Below are 19,286 nucleotides of genomic sequence, written 5' to 3' on the forward strand. Positions count from 1 at the left end.
CCCCGACAGTGGAGAACCCCTGATGACGAACCCTGCCGAGAGACTTGTCGATCTGCTCGACCTGGAGCAGATCGAGGTCAACATCTTCCGCGGCGCCAGCCCGCAGGAGTCCCTCCAGCGGGTCTTCGGCGGGCAGGTCGCCGGCCAGGCGCTGGTGGCCGCCGGCCGCACCACCGAGAGCGACCGCCCGGTCCACTCGCTCCACGCGTACTTCCTGCGCCCGGGCATCCCCGGGGTGCCGATCGTGTACCAGGTGGAGCGGGTGCGCGACGGGCGGTCCTTCACCACGCGCCGCGTCACCGCGGTCCAGCAGGGCAAGACGATCTTCAATCTCACCGCCTCCTTCCATCATCCGGAGGAGGGCAGCATCGAGCACCAGCTGCCTCCCCGCCTCGACTTCCCCCACCCGGACACGCTCCCGAAGGTCGCGGACGAGATCCGCGAGCACTTGGGCGCGCTGCCCGAGGCACTGGAACGGATGGCCCGCCGCCAGCCGTTCGACATCCGGTACACGGACCGGCTCCGCTGGACCCCCGAGGAGCTCAAGGACGCCGATCCGCGCAGTGCGGTGTGGATGCGCGCGGTCGGCCCGCTGGGCGACGACCCGCTGGTGCACACCTGCGCGCTCACCTACGCCAGTGACATGACCCTCCTCGACGCCGTGCGCATCCCCGTGGAGCCCCTGTGGGGCATGCGCGGTTTCGACATGGCCTCGCTGGACCACGCCATGTGGTTCCACCGGCCGTTCCGTGCGGACGAGTGGTTCCTGTACGACCAGGAGTCGCCGATCGCGCACGGCGGCCGGGGCCTGGCCCGTGGCCGCATCTACGACGTGGAGGGCAGGCTGCTGGTCTCCGTGGTCCAGGAAGGCCTCTTCCGCCCGTACGCCGAGAACGCGGCCAAGCCGGCCGTGTCCCCCCAGTAGTCCGTCCCGTCGACGAAGAGCTGAGCACACCCATGCCCACCCCGGCCCTCCCCTGCCCCTGCGGTCTGCCCACCGCCTACCCGGACTGCTGCGGCCGCTTCCACTCCGGTGCGCAGCAGGCGCCCACCGCCGAGCTGCTGATGCGCTCCCGCTTCAGCGCGTTCTCCGTCGGCGACACCGCCTACCTGCTGCGCTCCTGGCACCCGAGCACCCGGCCTGGCCGGCTCGACCTGGATCCCGGGCAGCGTTGGGAGCGCCTGGAGATCCTTGCTACGGAGCGCGGCGGGATGTTCGAGACGGAGGGTTCGGTGGAGTTCCGGGCGCACTACCGCGAGGGCCGGCACACCGGTTCCCTGCACGAGCACAGCGCCTTCACCCGGGAGGCCGGGGCCTGGGTCTACGTCGGCCCCCTCTCTCCCGTCGACTTCGACTGAGCGCGCGCCCCCGTCAGCGCGAAGTCCAGGCTGGTGCGGTACCAGTGGATCTCGTCCGGCGGCTGCGCCCGCAACAGTCGGAGCGCCACGGCAGCCGCGGCCGGGACCTTCGGGTGCCCATACGGCGGGGGCGGGGCGAGCGCGGCGAGCACGATCCGCTCGGCAGGATCGGGCACGGCCTCCCGCAATTCACCCTCCGGGAGTACGGAGGCCAGGACGGCGGCACGCTCCCAAGGGTCGGCGGTTCGTCTCAGCAGCAACCCCACATGCCGCCCGCGCCATTTACGCGGCCGCAGATCCGCCTTGGCCGCCATCAGATCCCGGTCCTCCGGGGGTGCGCTGCCGCGCAGCATCCCCGCCTCCCGGCGGGCGAACTCCCTTAGCTCCGCGCTCAGATAGAGCCACACCACTGCCCGGTAGCGGTTGATCCGGTAGCCCACCGGACCGACGTGCCCGCAGCGCGCCAGCCGGGTGAACCGGCCCGGGCTGATGCCCAGCACCGCGCCCGCCGCCTCGGCTCCGGCCACGGTCTCGACCCGCTCGCGCAGCGCCTCCGGGAACCCGCGGGCCGACCGGACCCGCTCCAGCTCCGCCCGGGTGTAGCGCGCGGACCCTCCCGGCGCCGGCGGCCCGGCGCGCACGATACCCAGCTGGACTGCCCGGGCGAACTCGGTCCGGGTCAGCTTCAGCTCTCCGGCCGCGCGGGCTCCGCCGACCGCGGTATCCCGCGGCAGCTCCCCCCGTACCACCGGTGGCCCGGCTGCCCTCCACACCGGCGGCCCGTCCGCCCGTACCACCGGCAAGGCATGCACCCGTACCACCGGGCCGACCCGCACCCCGGCCTCCGGCAGCACGGTCCCCGACTGCGTCGCGACGACGTTCATGACGGTCCTCCCCCACACGAGACGGTTACTCTGTGTGAAGACCGTAGCTCAGCGTCACAACACCTCGCGAGCCCTGTGGATAACTCCCCGGACTGTTCCCCGGACCACTCTCCGGACAGCGCCCTGACGACTCCGTGACGGCTTCGCGAAGGCTCCGCGACGGCGTCGCACCGAATCCGCGATCAGCCCCCGGTGATCCGTCGCTCCGCCACGCCCAAGTGCTCTCCCACCCGGTTGACCAGCAGCGTCATCTCGTACGCGACCTGACCGATGTCGGCCTCGGCGGCGCTGAGCACGCACAGCGAACTCCCCGCCCCCGCCGCCATGACGAACAGGGCGCCGTCGTCGTACTCGACCATCGTCTGGCGTACCTCGCCCGCCCGGAAATGCCGGCCCGACCCCTTCGCCAGACTCTGCAACCCGGCCGCCACCGCCGCCAGATGCTCCGAGTCCTCCCGGGCCAGCCCCGCGCTCGCACCCGTCACCAGGCCGTCGTTGGAGAGCACCACCGCATGCCTGACCTGCTGGACCCTGCGGGTCAGATCGTCGAGCAGCCAGTCGAGCTGCTTGTCCAGTGCCATTTCGAGCCCCTCCCCGTCGACGCCGCCGGCGTGGCTGCGTCCCACCCCTCGTAGTAAGTGCCGCCAGCCTTCCCCACCAGCGCCTTTGGGGCAAGGAGGATGTCCCCATGGCGAAGAAGATGACTCAAGAGGAATGGCGGGCATTCGTCTCGTACGGGACCCGCACCGGCAAGCTCTCCACCGTGCGTGAGGACGGCAGTCCGCACGTCGCCCCCATCTGGTTCGTCCTCGACGGCGATTCCTTCGTGTTCAACACCGGCAAGAGCACGGTCAAGGGGCGCAACCTGCTCCGCGACGGCCGGGTCGCGCTCTGCGTGGACGACGACCGTCCGCCGTACTCCTACGTCCTCCTCCAGGGACGCGCAGAGATCAGCGAGGACCTGGAGGAGATGCTCCCATGGGCGACGAGGATCAGCGCCCGTTACATGGGCGAGGAACACGCCGAGGCCTACGGCCGCCGCAACGCCGTCCCCGGCGAACTCCTCGTCCGCGTCCCCATCGACAAGGTGGTCTCCGTCGACGGTGTGGCCGACTGACCCGTTCACACGGCACCTCCTCCTCCCCCGCCGCACGCCCGTCACACCGAATCGGCCTGCGGTTCCACCAAGTCCAGCAGCCGGGCGGTGTGCACCCGCCCGGCGTACTCGACCAGCCGGATCAGCAGCTCCTTCCCCGAATCCTTGTCCCGCGCGTCACACAGCACGACCGGCGTCCCCGGCTCCAGGTCCAGCGCCCGCGAGACCTCGTGCGCCCCGTACCTCCGCGCGTCCGTGAAGCAGTTGACGGCCACCACGAACGGAATGCGCCGGTGCTCGAAGTAGTCCACCGCCGGGAAGCAGTCCTCCAGCCTCCGGGTGTCCGCGAGCACCACCGCGCCCAGAGCGCCCTTCGACAGCTCGTCCCACAGGAACCAGAACCGGTCCTGCCCCGGCGTGCCGAACAGGTAGAGCGACAGTCCGGAGCGGATGGTGATCCGCCCGAAGTCCATGGCCACGGTCGTGGTCGTCTTCTGGGCGACCCCGCCCGTGTCGTCGACCAGTTCGCCCGCTTCGCTGAGCAGTTCCTCCGTCCGCAGCGGGCGGATCTCACTCACCGCTCCGACCAGCGTGGTCTTGCCGACCCCGAAGCCGCCCGCCACGAGTATCTTCAGCGCGAGCGCCGCCAGTTCCCCGTCGTCTTCCGGATCCACATCCGGTCCGCCGGTCCCGTCGTGGTGTTGTCCCATCACAGCGCTCGCAATCCCTCGATGACTTCACGCAGAATCCGCTCGTCCGGCAGGCGCGCGGGCGGCACCGGCCGGCTGACCTTGACGTGCCCGTCCTCCAGCAGGTCCCCGAGCAGCACCCGCACCACGCCCACGGGCAGGTCCGCATCAGCGGCGAGCTCCGCCACCGACTGCGTCTCGGACCGGCACAGCCCGAGCAGCGCCCGGTGTTCGGGGCCGAGCAGCGACTCAGCCACCGCGTCGGGGCCATCGGCGTGCACGACCACCAGCGCGATCAGGTCGAACCGGACGCCGTGGGGTCCCGGCTTCGTACGCCCGCCCGTCATCGCGTACGGACGGACCAGCGGGCCCGCATCGGCGTCGTACCACTGGCCGTTCATGTGCCGGGCCGCCGCTCTCAACCCGTGGCCGGCGGGCGCGCCGCGAACCTGGACGGGGTGTACAGGTGCTCGCCGACCCTCTTCACGAGCCGGGCCATCTCGTAGGCGATCAGCCCGATGTCGGCGCTCGCCGCGCTCAGCACGGCCAGGCACGAACCGTCCCCCGCGGCCGCGACGAAGAGGAAACCCTCGTCCATCTCCACCATCGTCTGGCGCACGCCCCCGACGTGGAAGTGTCGGCCCGCGCCCTTCGCCAGACTGTGGAAGCCGGAGGCAACGGCGGCCAGGTGCTCCGCGTCCTCCCGGCTGAGCGCACTGGACGCGCCCACCGCCAGGCCGTCGTTGGACAGGACGACGGCGTGCCGCACCTCGCGTACCCGGACCACCAGGTCGTCCAGCAGCCAGTCCAGCTCGCCGGACCTGCGGACGCCGTCGAGGTTGAATCTCTGGTGCTCGATCATCACGCTTCTCCTTCACTGCCTGCGTGGGCAGAGTTCTCCTGGGCACCGCGGACCCAGCCGGCCCGGTAGGCCGCCATCCGGTCCCGGGCCTGCTCCGGGCTGCGCCCCGGCGGGTCCTCCGGCACGCGCACCCCGTCCGGGGCCTTCGGGTCGGGGGCCTCGCGCAGCTGCGGGACCAGGCTGGCCTGGCGTACGCGGCGCGGCAGTTCGGCGGCCATCCGGCCCTCGGGCGCGGAGCCGGAGCCCAGGCCCAGGCCGGGGCCGGAGCCTGGGCCTCCGGCGCGCCGCACGGGCGGTGCCACATCAGCCACCGGAGCCGCCGTCGTGGCAGCGCCCGGGGCAGGGGCCGCCGTGGCCGTCGCAGCCGGTGGGGCCTGCGTACGGGCGCCGACGGCCCCGGCCCCGGCCGCCGCACCGCGCGGCCGCAGGGAGGCCACCGGGGCCGGGCACGGCTCCTCCCGTCCGGGGCTCCGCTCGGGCGCCGGGATGCCGCGCGCGTCGTCCCGTACCGCCGAACGGCGCGCGTCCTGCCGTACGACGGTGATCGCGGGAGGCTGCGGGGTCGCCGCGGCCCGTCCCGCCGGGGTACCGGCCGGGACGTCGAGCTCCGGGTCCGGGGCCGCCGACGCGGGGCCCGTCTCGATCGCGCCCTGGAGCAGGGAGTTCGGCAGGAGCACCACGGCGGTCGTGCCACCGTACGGCGACGTGCGCAAGTGCACCCGCACCCCGTGCCGGGCCGAGAGCCGGCTGACGACGAAGAGCCCGAGCCGGTCGCTGTCGAACAGGTCGAGGGCCTCGGACTGCTCGATGCGCCGGTTGGCCTCGTGGAGGGACTCGCGGCCCATGCCGAGCCCGCGGTCCTCCACCTCCAGGACGTATCCGGCGCCGACCGGCTCGCCGCTGACGCGGACCTTGGTGTGCGGCGGCGAGAACTGGGCGGCGTTCTCGATGAGTTCGGCGAGGAGGTGCGTGAGGTCGGCGACAGCACCACCGACCACGGCGGCCTCCGCCAGCTGGCGGACCTCTACGCGCAGATAGTCCTCGATCTCGGAGACGGCGGCCCGTACGACGTTCGTCAGCGGGACCGGCATCCGCCAGGCCCGCCCGGGAGCGGCGCCCGACAGGATGATCAGGCTCTCGGCGTGCCGGCGCATCCGCGTCGTGAGGTGGTCGAGGCGGAAGAGGTCGCCGAGGTCACCGGGGTCGTCGGTGCGCCGCTCCATCGAGTCGAGCAGGGTGAGCTGCTTGTGCACCAGGACCTGGCTGCGGCGGGCGAGGTTGACGAACACGCCGCTGACGCCGCTGGCGAGCTCGGCACGCTCGACGGCCGCGCCGAGGGCCGCCCGGTGGACCGTGGCCAGGGCTTCGCCGACCTGGGTGATCTCGTCGTCGGCGGGCGGCGGGGGCGGGGTTTCGGCCTCGACGTCGATGTCCTGGCCGGCCCGTAGCCGGTCCATGGCGTGCGGGAGCTTGCGGTGTGCGATCTCCAGGGCGGTGTTGCGCAGCGAAACGAGTTCCACGACGAGGGCGCGGCCGATGCGGACGGAGATGACGAGGGAGGCGGCGACCGCGGCGAGGCCCAGCAGTACGGCGGCTCCGGCGGTGCTGAGCCCGGCCCGTGCGAAGGGGTCGGTGCGGTCGGCGGCCGCGGCGTGGGCGGCGGCTTCGATCTCGCGCATCGAGGTACTGGTGCTCGTGTACGCGGTGTCCCAGCCGGCCGGGACACCGCGGGCCGGCTCCTTGGCCGCAGCAGCAGCCGCACCCGAACCGGCGCCCGACCCGGCGCCGGCGCCGGCGGCCGAACCCGAACCCGAACCCGACCCGGCGGCCGCTCCCATGGCCGGTACGGCGGCGAGCACCCGGTCCTCGGCAGCGGTCAGCTCGGCGTAGGCGGCGCTCTTGGCCACGGACTGCCAGACGGCCCGCTGGGCGGCGGGCAGGTCGCCGACGGAACCCGCGGTGAGTGCGCGCCGGGTCTCGATGACGCCGGTGAGACGCCGAAGCGATTCGGCGGTGCGCGGGCCGGGCGCGGCGATCAGCGCGTCCTCGCGGGAGAGGAGTTCCGCGGCGCGGGCGAATTCGAGCAGGACGCGCGCTTCGGGGCCGAGTTCGGCCTGCTCGCCTCCGGAGAGGGTGCCGTCGACGGCGAGGGCGGAATCGACGACGCGGGTGTACGTCTCGTACGCCGCGTCCGAGGTTGCGCGTCGGTCCGCGATGTCCTTGCGGGTGGCGCCGAGACCCTCCGCTGCGGCCACGAAGGCCCCGACGCGGACCACGACGTCGGTGCGGAACTCGCCGGACTCTGCGACGGTGTGCCGGTCGCCGAGCCGCAGCCGGCGGACGGCGGCGTCGGTGCGCCGCGCCTGCTGTTCCAGGGCGGCGCCGTGGTCGGCGGCGGGGTCGGCCAGGTAGCGGACGGCGGCGCGCCGTTCGGCCTGGAGCTCGGTGACGGCGGCCGCGACGGGGGTGCGTATCTGCTCGTCGACGTGCTGGACCCGGGTGAGCCGGGCTATGTCCTGGGAGGTGCTGACGGTAGCGAAGCCCCAGAGGGCGAGCAGGGACACGACGGGCACCATCAGGAGCGACACGATCTTCGCCCGGACGGAGGCGGGACGCAGGCTCGGGCGCGGCCGGGGCGGACGGGGCCCTCCGTCGGGGGCGTCCGCCGGGCCGGCAGCGGCGCTCTCCCGGTCTTGCGGTGCCGGCGGTTCCTCGGCGGGCGGTCCGGCGTGGGCCCGGCGGCCGCGTGCCGGGGGCACGGGCAGCTGTGGCGGCGCTGCCTGCGGTGGTCTGCGGGGTGTGCGCATGGGCTCCTCGTTCCGGGGGCGGTCCAGCGGGCGGGTCGGGGCCGGTCGGCGGGCCGGAGCGGGCGGCGCCGCCGGCTTGGGGTTAGCGGGCCGGAGCGGGCGGCGCCGCCCGCTCCGGCGCGTGCCCGCCCAGGTGCCGAGCGGCGGATGCGGAGGCGGCGCGTTCGTCGGCGGTCGGGGAGAGGGCGACGAACGCGGAGGTGATGAAGAGGTACGAGCCGAGCCCCACGGCGAGCGGGAAGATGAACTGCATCGCGGTGGCTCCGGGCAGGGTCTGGTCCGAGGGCACGACACGGACGGCGACCGCCAGCATCCCGGTGTAGTGCATGCTGCTGACGGCGACGCCCATGACGAGCGAGGCGACGGCCACGGCGACCGGCGCCTTGATGTTGAGCGCCGCCCACAGCGCGGCGGTGGCCGCGACGACGGCGATGGCCACCGAGAGCCCGACCAGGAGCGGGTCGTACGAGACGCTGCCGTGCAGGCGCAGGGCGGCCATGCCGAGGTAGTGCATGCTGGCGACGCCGAGGCCGGTGGTGAGCCCCCCGAGGACCAGGGCACGGCCGCGGGCCCGGCCGTAGCCGACGGCGAACACGCCGGCGCCGACGACGAGGACGGCGATGAGCAGGCTGAGGATGGTCAGCGGCACGTTGTAGTGGATCTCGGTGCCGGTGACGTTGAAGCCGAGCATCGCGACGAAGTGCATCGTCCAGATGCCGGTGCCGATGGCGGAGGCCGCGGTGAGGAGCCAGTTGCGGCGGGAGGGTCCGTTCGTGGCGGCGAGCGCGCGGACGGTGCAGCGCAGCCCGAGGGCGGCGCCTATGCACGCCATCACATATGACAGTACGGGTGTCAGCCAGCCATAGGCCGCGTGGTCGAGGTGTCCCATGGCCCCGGGACGCTAGTCCGGGTGAGGGCACGAACAAGGGGCGCATTTCGAAAGAAGCTGGAACTGCTGGAATATGACAGAGCTACGTTCGTCTTCGATCACGCCACGGGCCACCTTGCGCACGCACCGCACGCACCGCACGCACAGCACGCAAAGCTCCCGCCCCGGCACGAGTCCCGCCGCGAGTCCCGTGGAGGATCATGTCCACATGAGCGAAGACCACACGCACGTGCAGGAGTTCTTCGGAGCGCGCGCCGCCGACTGGGACCGGAAGTTCCCCTCCGACGAGCCGGCGTTCACCCGGGCCGTGGCCGAATTCGAGCTGCGCCCCGGGGACCGCGTCCTCGACGCGGGCTGCGGGACCGGGCGCGCACTGACGGCTCTGCGCGCCGCCGTCGGCCCGGGCGGCACGGTGCTCGGCGCGGACCTCACCCCGCAGATGCTGGCCGCCGCGCGGCAGGCGGGGCGGGGCGCCGAGGGCACGCTGCTGCTGACGGACGTGGCCCGACTGCCGCTGCGCGACGGCGTGCTCGACGCCGTGTTCGCCGCCGGCCTCATCGCGCACCTGCCCGACCCGGAGGCGAACCTGCGCGAGCTGGCCCGCGTCGTCCGGCCCGGCGGCCGGCTCGCCCTGTTCCACCCGATCGGGCGAGCGTCGCTGGCGGCACGGCACGGCCGCGCGCTGACGCAGGACGACCTGCGGGCCGAGCACAACCTCGGCCCGCTGCTGGCCGGTGCAGGCTGGGACATGACCTCGTACGCCGACGAGGACGCCCGCTTCCTCGTGCTCGCGGTGCGCCAGCCCTGAGCCGCACACCCCGAACACACCCGTGCACGTGTACGACGGCACCTCGCCCGGGGTCCGGGGAGGTGCCCCCCATCACGCCGGGGGCTGGGCCTCGGCCTCGGCCGGCCGGCGCGGATGCGGCACGGGGCATCCCCCCGAGCCGGGCACGGGAAACGTGCCGAGCTCGCCCACGTCGTAGCCGCGGGGGTAGCCCTTGATCTCCGGGTTCTGCCGGGCGTAGTGCGGGGCCTTACGCGGCGGCAGCAGCCGGACGGCGCGGCCGCGCAGCTTCAGGACGCCCCGGACCAGCCGCTTGACCTGCGGGCGGGGGTCCTCGTAGCGGAACGCGGACAGCAGCGGCTCGTCGAGGAGCGAGAGGCTCAGTGCGCGCACCGCGGGGGCGAGCGGCGCCGGGTACCAGGAGGCCATCAGGCCGATGGTGGAGTCGGCGACCTTGCGGCCGCCCTCGTCCCAGCCGAAATGGGCGTCCTCGTAGGCGTTCAGGGTCTTCTCGAACTCCTCATAGGAGTCCGGGATGTCCGTGATGCCCAAGTGTCGACCGAGTTCGGCGTAGTAGTTCGCGCTGGCCCGGCGCTCGTGGTGGGTCATGGGGCGCCAGCCGTAGGCGTCCATCCAACGCACCGGAATCACCACGAACGTGCACAGGACGTAGCGCATGTCCTCGTTGGTGATGTTGTAGGCGCGGTGCATCTGGTTGACGCGGCGGATCGCGGTGCGCGCGGTCTCGCTCTGGAATCCGTGCTCCACGACCGCGTCGAGGAGCAGCGCGGTGTCGTCGTAGCGCTTCTGCGGGCGGTCGGTGAACTCGGCGGTCTCGGCCAGCAGGCGGCCGATGCTGGGGACCGCGTAGGTCCGGAAGAGGGCGAGCTCCAGGGCACGGGTGAAGTCCCAGGGGAACTCGTAGGTGGCGGTGAGCCGGTAGATGGCGAGGAAGTCCTTGTCGGGGTCGAGACGGAGGATCTCCCTCAGCCGGTCGTAACGCTGCACCGGGTGTCCCTTTCTGTGGCGGGTGGCCAACTCTACGTGCAGGTAGCGGGCTTGGAAATCGGCGCCCGCAGGCTCTCGACGCGGGGGTTACCCGCTGGTTAGGGTGCGCCGACGAGAGAGCGACCGGGAGGCCAGGTGTCCGACGAGGAAGGGGGCGGTTCGCTCTATGTGCTGACCGCCGTACTGCTGACCCCCGCGCAGTTCCCGGGCATCCTGGGCGACGATTTCCCCGAAGCGTGCTCGCTGCTGGGTGTGGAGCCGGCGGCACAGGGGTATGGGCTGGTGCTCGGCCAGGACGAGGAGGGCGCGCGCTGGACCGTCGTCGTGGACGACGTCTCGCTCGTTGCCATGGCGATCGCCTCCTGGGACTGCGGCATGGAGTACGACCTGTCGCCCGACGAGCGGTCGATCGTGGTGTCGCTGGCGGGCTGGCCGCTGGACCTGTCGGTGGCGACGCCCGGAATCCCGGAGCCGCACGACCCGGAACAGGGTGCCGACGGCACCGGCCGGGTGCCGCTGGCTCCGCCTTCCGCCGAGGCGTGGGGGCCGGTGCAGCGGCGGATGGGCGCGGACCAGATCGCCCGGGAATGGGCCGCCTGGCGGGATCGGGTCGCGACGGACGGCGGAGCGGCGGCCGCGGCGCACCCCGGGCTCGCGCGGGCGCTCAAGGAAGCCCTGGAGTACGTGCAGAGCCCGCCGCCGCCCGGCCGGGTGCGGTCCTCCTTCGCCGGCGAGGGGGCGAGGACGTTGCGGGCGGACGGTCCCGGGTGGTCACTGGTGGCCCGGACCGACGACGCGGCCTTCGTACTGCTGGACGAGGAGCCGAGCGAGGTTCTCGCGGTCCCCCGCGACGGGGACCACGATCAAGGTCTGCCGGAGCTTGCCGAGCTGCTCGCGGCGCTGGACCGTATCGCCGTACGCCCGGCCTGAACCCGAGGGAGACATCGTGCTGGTGGAATCGGAGCCGGTGGCCGTGGTGGTGGGCGGCCGCACGGCAGTGGTCGACGACGACTGGGGCCGGGAGAGGTCCGTGATCCGGCTGGACGCCGGGCGGTTCGGTCCGGAGGCCCTGTACGGGCTGGCGGAGTTCTCGCACCTGGAGGTCGTCTACCACTTCGACCGGGTCCCGGTGGAGAAGATCGAGACGGGCGCACGGCACCCCCGGGGCAACCCGGACTGGCCACTGGTCGGCATCTTCGCCCAGCGCGGCAAGAACAGGCCGAACCGGCTGGGGGTCTCCCGCTGCCGGATCCTGCAGGTGGACGGCCTGGACGTGCACGTGGAGGGCCTGGACGCAGTGGACGGCACGCCGGTCCTCGACCTGAAGCCGTACATGACGGAGTTCGGCCCACGCGGCGAACACGGCCAGCCGGAGTGGGCGACGACGCTGATGCGGGACTACTACTGAACCGTGCCCGCCGCGGCCACCGGGTTCGCCCACGGCCGGGACGCACGCCGGGCACGCAGACGCCGCACGCCGGACACGGAGGCGCCCCACGCCGGGCGTAGCAACCCCGCACGCCGGGCATGGAGCCGCCGCCCGACGGGTCCCCGGGCTCCTGCCCCGGACCGGGCGGTCAGGCGACTCGCCCGCCGGGCCTGCCGGGCCCGCTCAGCGGCCCAGCTGCTTCCTGGACACGCCCCGCAGACGACGCCGCTGGGAGGAGTCCAGCAGCAGGTAGGCGGCCGCCGGCACCCCGATCAGGACCAGCAGTCCCGCCCAGAACCCGACCGTCCAGAACAACACGAGGGCTGCCGCGACTCCGGCAACCGCGACCTTGCCACGCTTGGACATCTGCGGACACCTCCACCTGTCGTCGTCCACTACCCCCTCAACGCCCCGCCCCGGCGAGGCGTTCCCGGGCGCCCGGGCCGTCGGCTCCGGCCGGCAGCACGCCTCGGCGGCTTTTCGGAACGGCGCGTGGCCGACGCAGAGCTTGTCGGGGCCCGGGGCCGGGACGACGATGGGGGCGCTGCGGGTACGCGGCACCTCGGGAGGGTGGCATGGACGATCCGTCGGTGGCGCTGCCGGGCGGGGCCGACCCCGCCGAGCGCACGCGAGTGCTGCGGCGGGCACACACCGCGTTCACGCGGGACGGGCGCTGCGAGGCGGAGGTCCGGCCCGTGATCGCGAAGTCCTGGCGGCGGTGCGCCCGGGCCCGGCTCAGCCCCGACTGCACGCCCCGGGTGGAGCTGGCGGAGGCGGAACTTCGGTCGTACCGGGCGCAGCACCCCCTGGCCCGGGTGATGCCGGTGTTCCGGGAGCTCGTGGGGGCGTTCGCGGCGCACGGGGCCCATCTGCTGGCGGTGTGCGACGCCCGGGGCAGCCTGCTCTGGGTGGAGGGAGAGGCGGCCACGCTGCGGCGGGCGGAGCGGCTCGGCTTCGTCCCGGGCGCGCGGTGGGCGGAGACCGCGATGGGTACGAACGCGCCCGGCACGGCGGTCGCCGTCGGGGAGCCGGTGCAGGTGTTCGGGGCGGAGCACTTCAGCCGCCGGGTCCACCCGTGGACGTGTGCGGCGGCTCCGGTGCGCGATCCCCGTACCGGACGGCTGCTCGGTGCGGTGGACATCACCGGCGGGGACGGCCTGGCCCATCCGCACTCCCTCGCCTTCGTGCAGGCGGTGGCCCGGGCCGCGGAGGCCCAGCTGGCGCTGCTGGACCCGTTACCGCCGCCCGCCGGGGACACCCTGGCCGCCCTCGGCCAGGACGAGGCGCTGCTGGCGGGCGGTGGCGCCGGCCTGCGGCTGGGGCGGCGGCACAGCGAGATCATGGCTCTCCTCGCACACCACCCGACGGGGCTGTCGGGCGAGGAGCTGGCGATCGCACTGTACGAGGACGAATCGGTGTCACCGGTGACGCTGCGCGCCGAAATGTCACGACTGCGGGGACTACTGGGGGACCGCGCTCCGCTCTCGCGCCCGTACCGTACGACGGCGCCGCTGGAGGCCGACTTCACCGTCGTGACCCGCCACCTGGCGGCCGGCGCCGTTTCGGCGGCCCTCCAGCACTACGCGGGCCCGCTGCTCCCCGGCTCGACCGCGCCGGGCATCGTCCGGCTGCGGCGCCGGATCGAGGACCAGGCACGGGCCGCTGTGATCGCCCGGGCGGACGTGGGACTGCTCACCGACTGGGTGTGCACTCCGTGGGGCGCGGACGACGCCGCCGTGTGGCGGGCGCTGGCCGCGGCACTGCCGCCGGAGGCACGCCCGGCCGCGCTGGCCCGCGTCCGCAGCCTCGACAGCGAACTGGGCACCGCGGCCGCGCCCGCGTCCCGCGCCGCACCGGCACCGGCACCAGCACCAGCACCAGCACCCGATGTCGGTGCCGGTGCCGGTGCCGGTGCCGAACCGACGCGCGCCCGGCGGGAGCCGGTTCGGCCGCGCCGTGCAACGTATCCGCAACCTGCCCGCTCCTAGCCTCCTCCCGAGCGCTGTCCGACGGCGGCCGGCGCCCGGCAAGGGGAGGACCACCATGGCCCGTTACGCTGCGCCCGGTACCGAAGGCGCGCTCATGTCGTACGCGTCCCGCTACGGCCACTTCATCGGCGGCGAGTACGTCGAGCCCGCTCTCGGCCAGTACTTCGCCAACCCCTCCCCCGTCAACGGCCAGACCTTCACCGAGGTGGCCCGCGGCACGGCCGAGGACGTGGAACGGGCACTGGACGCGGCGCATGCGGCGGCGCCCGCCTGGGGGCGCACCTCCGTCGCCGAGCGGTCGACGATCTTGCTGCGCATCGCGGACCGGATGGAGCAGAACCTGGAGGCCCTCGCGGTCGCGGAGACCTGGGAGAACGGCAAGCCGATCCGGGAGACCCTCGCCGCCGACATGCCGCTGGCCATCGACCAGTTCCGCTACTTCGCGGGTGCGCTGCGCGCCCAGGAGGGCGCGCTCAGCCAGCTCGACGACGACACCGTCGCCTACCACTTCCACGAACCGCTGGGCGTGGTCGGGCAGATCATTCCGTGGAACTTCCCGATCCTGATGGCGGTGTGGAAGCTGGCTCCGGCGCTGGCGGCCGGGAACACGGTGGTCCTCAAGCCGGCCGAGCAGACCCCGGCCTCGGTGCACTACTGGCTGAGCCTGGTGGCGGACCTGCTGCCGCCCGGCGTGGTGAACATCGTCAACGGCTTCGGCGAGGAGGCGGGCAAGCCGCTGGCGTCCAGCCCGCGCGTGGCGAAGATCGCGTTCACCGGGGAGACCTCCACGGGGCGGTTGATCATGCAGTACGCGGCGGAGCACCTCAAGCCGGTCACCCTCGAACTCGGCGGCAAGAGCCCGAACCTCTTCTTCGACGACATCTGGACCACTGACGACGACCTGCGCGACAAGGCCCTGGAGGGCTTCACCATGTTCGCCCTGAACCAGGGCGAGGTGTGCACGAGCCCCTCGCGCGCGCTGATCGAGCGCGGCCGGTACGGGGACTTCCTCGACGCGGCCGTTGCCCGTACCGAACTGATCGTGCCGGGACACCCGTTGGACACGGACACGATGATCGGCGCGCAGGCCTCCGAGGAGCAGCTGCGGAAGGTCCTGTCGTACGTGGAGATCGGCCGGACGGAAGGCGCGAAGATCCTCACGGGCGGGCAGCGGATCGACCAGGACGGGGAGCTGGCGGGCGGCTTCTACGTTCAGCCGACCATCTTCGAGGGGGACAACCGGATGCGGATCTTCCAGGAGGAGATCTTCGGCCCGGTGGTGTCCGTGACCTCCTTCCATGACTTCGACGACGCCATTCGCATCGCCAACGACACGGCGTACGGCCTGGGCGCCGGCGTATGGACGCGCGACATCAACACGGCTTACCGCGCGGGCCGCGCGATCCAGGCGGGCCGCGTCTGGACGAACTGCTACCACGCCTACCCGGCCCACGCGGCATTCGGCGGCTACAAGCAGTCGGGCATCGGCCGGGAGACCCACAAGATGATGCTGGAGCACTACCAGCAGACGAAGAACTTTTTAGTAAGCTATTCCCCCAAGAAGATCGGCTTCTTCTAGAAGTTGAGCACGGTGCCTGACCTGCACAAACGACCGGCCAGGATCCGTGCCCTCGTCTCGCAATAGCTACCGAAGCCGCGTGATTCCAGGGTTCATTTCCCTCCGGAATCCAACTTCATAGAGAAGATCCGGGCCAGTCACGGACCAGCGCGATCGCCGGTCCACCGCGCATACCAGCAGACACTGGCCGTCTTCGGACCCCGTAGCCACCGTCCACGCCGCCTGCGCAGTGAACGACCCACCCCAGACGTCGAGCAGAAGGCGTCACCACCCGGAAACCGGCGGCGTTGAGCATGGCGGCCACTAGTGACCTGACCACACCGTGTCCCACAGGGGACACGACCCCGAGATCAAGAACCCATTCCGCAAACCACACCGGGGTGCAGTCGGCCGTCTACGGCGAACCCGCAATGTCACTCATCAGAGCAGCAATCGATCATTTCAGCCATCAGGAGAGGTAGTGCCCGAAGGCGGCCCCAACTGGCGGACCAGCTCGTACACCGGAACCGAAACGTGCGTCGAGGTCGCGAGCGATACGCCTGGTTGTGTCATGGTCCGCGACACCAAACGCCGGGACGGCGGCACCATCACGGTGGGGCCCCCTCGGCGTGGTCTTCATTCGTCGAGTACAGCAGGGCCTGCCAGCCCCAGCCCCGTGCAGGAGGAGCCAGCAGCCGCCAACGGCACGGGCTGACGGCCGGCTGCCAGAAGCCAACCCGCCAACAGCGCTACTCGTACGTATTCTTCCGCAGGGCGCGGTGTCGGCGGTCGCCCTGGCCGGCTCCGTTCACCGCTGTGAGTGACGAGAGTGCCGCTCCGTGGTTCCACAGACCCAAATGATCACGGTGGACGGCGAGGACACCGTTCTGCACGGCACAGCGTTCGGCGGGGCCACTGAAGTACGTGTTGGTGACGAAGAGAGCGACCTCGGCCTTGAAGTGCACCTGTGACCCGAGGAGGTTGCGGACCTCTCCGCTTGAGATCTTCCGCTTCGGGTTGTACCGCTTGCACTGGATCACCATCGTCCGGCCGTCGGGCAGCTGGCCGCGCACGTCGGCTCCATCGTCGCCCGTGCGGCCGACGCGGCGGACATCCGCACATCCGTCCCGCCTACAGAGGTCGGCCACAAAGTCCTCGAACTGCGTGCCGTCCATCACGTCCACCTCGGCAAGCGTTCGGTGGCCGACGCTGACCGCTCCGTCGTGACGCCACCGCCGGTCGCTGCTCCTGATGAGACGGTCCGTCCTCCACAGCCACCAAGCGCTGCCGCCAACAACCCCGAGGAGTAACACTCCGACCAGGTAAGGCCAGATCGCCGACCAGAAGGTAACGAGCAACGCCAGGACGATGAAACCACCCCACGCGCCCGCTTTGAGCCGGGCCTCCCGGCGCTTCTGTGATGCCGATCGGCGCCTCTTGCGTACTGCCACGCAGTACCTCCCCGTCTCCCATCAGCAGTCTGGGCGCGGCGACGCCTGCCAGTAAGGGGCGCCCGTCAGCCATGGCTCGATCCATGCGGCCCGGTGGCACCCACCGGCAACGTGCTCAACGGCGGCTTGGACGTCCTCGTGGCCGAGGCCGAGGAACGCTTGTGTCATCCCCTCGGACCGCTGGCCGGGCGGGTTCCGAGGGCTTTTGCGGCGGCGGTGATCGACAGTGCAACAAGTGGTGCGAAGAGGGTGGGGTAGCCACCGAGAGGGCCTGCCAGGACTGCGCCGACGAAGGGGGCGAGCGCGGCTGCAGCGTGTGCGGGCGCGCCGAGGAGCCCGGAGAGCCAGCCGTACTGGGTGGTGCCCCAGCGGTCGGTGACGGCGTGGGCCCCGCGCTCCTTCCAGCCAAAGTGTCCAAGCTCCGTGCCCATCCGTAGTACCGACGGGCACGGAGGCAGCGCATGCCACCTAAAGGAGTAGGAACATCAGCGCCAACATGCAGACGCCGAAGGCCGACACGAAGCCGCCAGCGCCGTAGGCGGCGGACTCCAGCACGGTGCCCCCTTCGCTGCTCTTGAGGAGCGCGGCCACCACCGCAACAAGGAGCGACAGAAGCACGGCAAAGCAGACAGAGATGATCTTGCGTTCCCGACTGGTCAACGACCTGCCCTTCCGAGGGGAAGGCGGTCTGGGCGCAGAGCACCGGGCCAGACCGCCATGAATGGCGATCACCGAACCGCCTCATGCACGGTTCAACCTGGTGCCCCTACAAGGTGAGCTGTCGGGTGCGGGCTTGATGGCCCGGCCGCAATCCTGGACTGCGTCTTAACCCCAAGGCCCTGCGCGGGAGGGCCGTACTTCCTTGTCCATCGCTCCGGCCGCACAGCCGCGCTCCTACGCGGGCTTGGTCGACTTGGCGCAGCTAGCCGGACTCGGGGAATTCTGCGCCAGTGCCAACGGCAGCGAATCACCAGCATGGTTGGACGAATGTGTGCGCGAAGTGGCACTCGTCACAGCCGAACTTGGAGCATATGGCTACCTCCGTCCAGAGAGCCGCCCAACTGCAGGCGTACGGGGCTGTTCGGCCCGAGGAGATGGCTGATGCGCTCGATGATCCGGACCACACGGTCCACCCCCTGGAGATCGCCGGTACGGATCGCGGCCCGGTACACGCGAGTCGATGCCGGCGAGCTTCAGGTCGATGGCATCGGTGCGGCGTTGGTGATGGTGGCTCGTACAGCCCAGGTGAGGTGGCCCATGAACGTTTCCCCGGGCCCCGCACCCACCTCCGTGATCTCGTAGTGAAGAGGCGGGGGACTCCGAGGGCGCACCCTGTACACAAGCCTGTCGGCCCGCACATCCGTCACGACCCGCACGGCCACCCTCATCGCCCTCGGCGGCGCAACCACAGCCGCTCTCGCCCTCATCCCAGGCCCGATGCCCCTGCTGGTCATCCTCGCGGTCCTGGCGGGAATCGTCCGCGGCAACCTCACCTCCTCCAGGCCACCGCCGTCACCGACCGCTGGGGCACCACGCACTACGGCCGCCTCTCCGGCCTCCTCGGCTCCCCCGCCCACATCGCCGCAGCCCTCGCCCCCTGGGCCGGCGCCGCCCTCGCCGGACCGCTCGGCGGATACGCGCACCTCTTCGCAGCCCTTGCCGCCCTGTCACTCATCTCGACGATTCTTACGGTCATATGCCCGATGAAGGTGCAGACGGCGCGTAACTGGGGATAACCAGGGCGAGACGAAGGGAGTACTGATGCAAGAGAAGTCTCTGAAACAACTCCTCGCAGGGATTCGGACCCGACGGCGACGATGCGCTCCCCCTGATGGAGCGTGCGCGGGACGCGATACGGGAGGATCTGGCCGACGAGTTCCCCAATCTCACCGTAGAAGTCGTCGGGCGACGGCGGGCCGTGCTCGTACGGTTCGGCGACCCGGTGACCGCGGGCCAACCGGACTTCACAGCCGACGTGATGACCGCGATCCCGCACCCTTCCGGCAAGGGCCTCTTCATCCCCAACGTGGAGATCGCCGACAAGTGGGACCGGGCCGATCCGATCACGCACACCGAGATGGTGCTGGATGCCATCGACAAGACAGAGAACACGTTCGCCCGGACGGTGCGACTGCTGAAGCACTGGAACTGCACCCACAGCAAGCCGCTCTGCTCCTGGAACATCAAAGCGCTCGCGCTGGAGTGCATCACGTCCCCGATGCCTCTGGCCGAGGCACTCCAAGCCTTCTTCACCCACGCGGTCCAGGAGCTCAAATCCAGGCAGACGGACGACCCGGCCGGTGTCGCCGGCCTCATTCCGCTCAACCTGCCGATCAGCGAGGTCCGCAAACGACTCGACACAGCCCGGGAATACATAGACCTCGCCATAGAGCACGAGGCCGAGAACCGACCGCTGAGCGCCCAGCACGTCCTGAGCAAGGTCTTCCCCGAGATCGTTCCGGATACGGACCCCACCCAG

General features: G+C 71.7%; 21 protein-coding genes and 1 pseudogene. 10 read left to right on the forward strand and 12 right to left on the reverse strand.

The window, feature by feature from the left end; genetic code table 11:
* The first annotated feature begins 22 nt into the window (after positions 1-22).
* Positions 23-925 carry an acyl-CoA thioesterase II gene (locus tag OHA65_RS06470; RefSeq protein WP_327282151.1) on the forward strand — a complete coding sequence of 301 codons (903 nt, stop codon included), beginning with the start codon at positions 23-25 and terminating at the stop codon, positions 923-925.
* A gap of 32 nt (positions 926-957) precedes the next feature.
* Positions 958-1,359 (forward strand): YchJ family protein, encoded by a 402-nt coding sequence (locus OHA65_RS06475; protein WP_405761516.1) that lies wholly within the window; start codon positions 958-960, stop codon positions 1,357-1,359.
* Here the strand turns inward: OHA65_RS06475 and OHA65_RS06480 are convergent.
* Together OHA65_RS06480 and OHA65_RS06485 are read right to left on the reverse strand one after the other, a co-directional pair.
* On the reverse strand, positions 1,323-2,243 hold the full coding sequence (locus tag OHA65_RS06480) for a DUF6397 family protein (protein WP_405754909.1): 921 nt from the start codon (positions 2,241-2,243) through the stop codon (positions 1,323-1,325). The genes OHA65_RS06475 and OHA65_RS06480 overlap by 37 nt on opposite strands.
* Positions 2,244-2,425: 182 nt before the next feature.
* Positions 2,426-2,824 (reverse strand): roadblock/LC7 domain-containing protein, encoded by a 399-nt coding sequence (locus OHA65_RS06485; RefSeq protein ID WP_327286015.1) that lies wholly within the window; start codon positions 2,822-2,824, stop codon positions 2,426-2,428.
* 107 nt (positions 2,825-2,931) lie between these two features.
* Here OHA65_RS06485 and OHA65_RS06490 point away from each other — a divergent pair, with 107 nt between their 5' ends.
* Positions 2,932-3,360 (forward strand): PPOX class F420-dependent oxidoreductase, encoded by a 429-nt coding sequence (locus tag OHA65_RS06490; RefSeq protein ID WP_327282154.1) that lies wholly within the window; start codon positions 2,932-2,934, stop codon positions 3,358-3,360.
* A gap of 41 nt (positions 3,361-3,401) precedes the next feature.
* Here the strand turns inward: OHA65_RS06490 and OHA65_RS06495 are convergent, their stop codons facing one another.
* The 5 genes from OHA65_RS06495 to OHA65_RS06515 form a co-directional block, all read right to left on the reverse strand.
* On the reverse strand, positions 3,402-4,049 hold the full coding sequence (locus OHA65_RS06495) for an ATP/GTP-binding protein (protein ID WP_327282155.1): 648 nt from the start codon (positions 4,047-4,049) through the stop codon (positions 3,402-3,404).
* On the reverse strand, positions 4,049-4,429 hold the full coding sequence (locus OHA65_RS06500) for a DUF742 domain-containing protein (protein ID WP_329312898.1): 381 nt from the start codon (positions 4,427-4,429) through the stop codon (positions 4,049-4,051). The genes OHA65_RS06495 and OHA65_RS06500 overlap by 1 nt, the downstream gene beginning before the upstream one ends.
* A gap of 17 nt (positions 4,430-4,446) precedes the next feature.
* Positions 4,447-4,890, reverse strand: a complete 444-nt coding sequence (locus tag OHA65_RS06505) for a roadblock/LC7 domain-containing protein (protein WP_327282157.1) — start codon at positions 4,888-4,890, stop codon at positions 4,447-4,449.
* Positions 4,890-7,697: a nitrate- and nitrite sensing domain-containing protein gene (locus OHA65_RS06510; RefSeq protein ID WP_328761942.1), complete on the reverse strand. Its 2,808-nt coding sequence runs from the start codon at positions 7,695-7,697 to the stop codon at positions 4,890-4,892. Before OHA65_RS06510 ends, OHA65_RS06505 begins: the two co-directional genes overlap by 1 nt.
* A gap of 82 nt (positions 7,698-7,779) precedes the next feature.
* Positions 7,780-8,586, reverse strand: a complete 807-nt coding sequence (locus tag OHA65_RS06515) for an MHYT domain-containing protein (RefSeq protein WP_328761944.1) — start codon at positions 8,584-8,586, stop codon at positions 7,780-7,782.
* Between the two features lie 208 nt (positions 8,587-8,794).
* On the opposite strand from OHA65_RS06515, the gene OHA65_RS06520 reads away from it, so the two are divergent.
* Positions 8,795-9,394, forward strand: coding sequence for a methyltransferase domain-containing protein (locus OHA65_RS06520; protein WP_327282160.1), 600 nt, complete (start codon positions 8,795-8,797; stop codon positions 9,392-9,394).
* 72 nt (positions 9,395-9,466) lie between these two features.
* On the opposite strand, the gene OHA65_RS06525 is transcribed toward OHA65_RS06520, so the two are convergent.
* A complete protein-coding gene (locus tag OHA65_RS06525) occupies positions 9,467-10,381 on the reverse strand; it encodes an oxygenase MpaB family protein (protein ID WP_327282161.1) in 915 nt (304 codons plus the stop codon).
* 135 nt (positions 10,382-10,516) lie between these two features.
* Between OHA65_RS06525 and OHA65_RS06530 the strand changes: the two genes are divergently transcribed.
* Positions 10,517-11,311, forward strand: a complete 795-nt coding sequence (locus tag OHA65_RS06530) for a hypothetical protein (protein ID WP_329312902.1) — start codon at positions 10,517-10,519, stop codon at positions 11,309-11,311.
* A 22-nt stretch (positions 11,312-11,333) separates the two neighbouring features.
* Complete coding sequence (locus tag OHA65_RS06535) at positions 11,334-11,789, forward strand: SAM-dependent methyltransferase (protein WP_327286016.1); 456 nt, start codon at positions 11,334-11,336, stop codon at positions 11,787-11,789.
* A 204-nt stretch (positions 11,790-11,993) separates the two neighbouring features.
* On the opposite strand, the gene OHA65_RS06540 is transcribed toward OHA65_RS06535, so the two are convergent.
* Positions 11,994-12,176, reverse strand: a complete 183-nt coding sequence (locus tag OHA65_RS06540) for a hypothetical protein (protein ID WP_327282163.1) — start codon at positions 12,174-12,176, stop codon at positions 11,994-11,996.
* Between the two features lie 209 nt (positions 12,177-12,385).
* Here OHA65_RS06540 and OHA65_RS06545 point away from each other — a divergent pair, with 209 nt between their 5' ends.
* The 3 genes from OHA65_RS06545 to OHA65_RS06555 all read left to right on the forward strand — a co-directional run bounded on the left by OHA65_RS06545 (position 12,386) and on the right by OHA65_RS06555 (position 16,071).
* Entirely contained in the window at positions 12,386-13,798 is a 1,413-nt protein-coding gene (locus OHA65_RS06545; protein ID WP_328761949.1) for a GAF domain-containing protein, read from the forward strand.
* Between the two features lie 55 nt (positions 13,799-13,853).
* On the forward strand, positions 13,854-15,377 hold the full coding sequence (locus OHA65_RS06550; protein ID WP_327282165.1) for an aldehyde dehydrogenase family protein: 1,524 nt from the start codon (positions 13,854-13,856) through the stop codon (positions 15,375-15,377).
* A gap of 460 nt (positions 15,378-15,837) precedes the next feature.
* Complete coding sequence (locus OHA65_RS06555; protein WP_328761950.1) at positions 15,838-16,071, forward strand: DUF397 domain-containing protein; 234 nt, start codon at positions 15,838-15,840, stop codon at positions 16,069-16,071.
* A 34-nt stretch (positions 16,072-16,105) separates the two neighbouring features.
* Here the strand turns inward: OHA65_RS06555 and OHA65_RS06560 are convergent, their stop codons facing one another.
* The 3 genes from OHA65_RS06560 to OHA65_RS06570 form a co-directional block, all read right to left on the reverse strand.
* Positions 16,106-16,807, reverse strand: coding sequence for a restriction endonuclease (locus OHA65_RS06560; protein WP_328761952.1), 702 nt, complete (start codon positions 16,805-16,807; stop codon positions 16,106-16,108).
* 164 nt (positions 16,808-16,971) lie between these two features.
* Positions 16,972-17,238, reverse strand: coding sequence for a hypothetical protein (locus tag OHA65_RS06565; protein WP_327282166.1), 267 nt, complete (start codon positions 17,236-17,238; stop codon positions 16,972-16,974).
* A 37-nt stretch (positions 17,239-17,275) separates the two neighbouring features.
* The gene (locus OHA65_RS06570) at positions 17,276-17,467 is read right to left on the reverse strand and encodes a hypothetical protein (RefSeq protein WP_327282167.1); all 192 of its coding nucleotides are present in this window, start codon (positions 17,465-17,467) and stop codon (positions 17,276-17,278) included.
* A gap of 651 nt (positions 17,468-18,118) precedes the next feature.
* On the opposite strand from OHA65_RS06570, the pseudogene OHA65_RS06575 reads away from it, so the two are divergent.
* Positions 18,119-18,543: pseudogene (locus OHA65_RS06575) on the forward strand (MFS transporter); the annotation flags it as partial.
* Between the last annotated feature and the right edge of the window lie 743 nt (positions 18,544-19,286).

It is taken from the genome of Streptomyces sp. NBC_00045, assembly GCF_045041095.1.
In the GTDB taxonomy this organism is placed as follows: domain Bacteria; phylum Actinomycetota; class Actinomycetes; order Streptomycetales; family Streptomycetaceae; genus Streptomyces.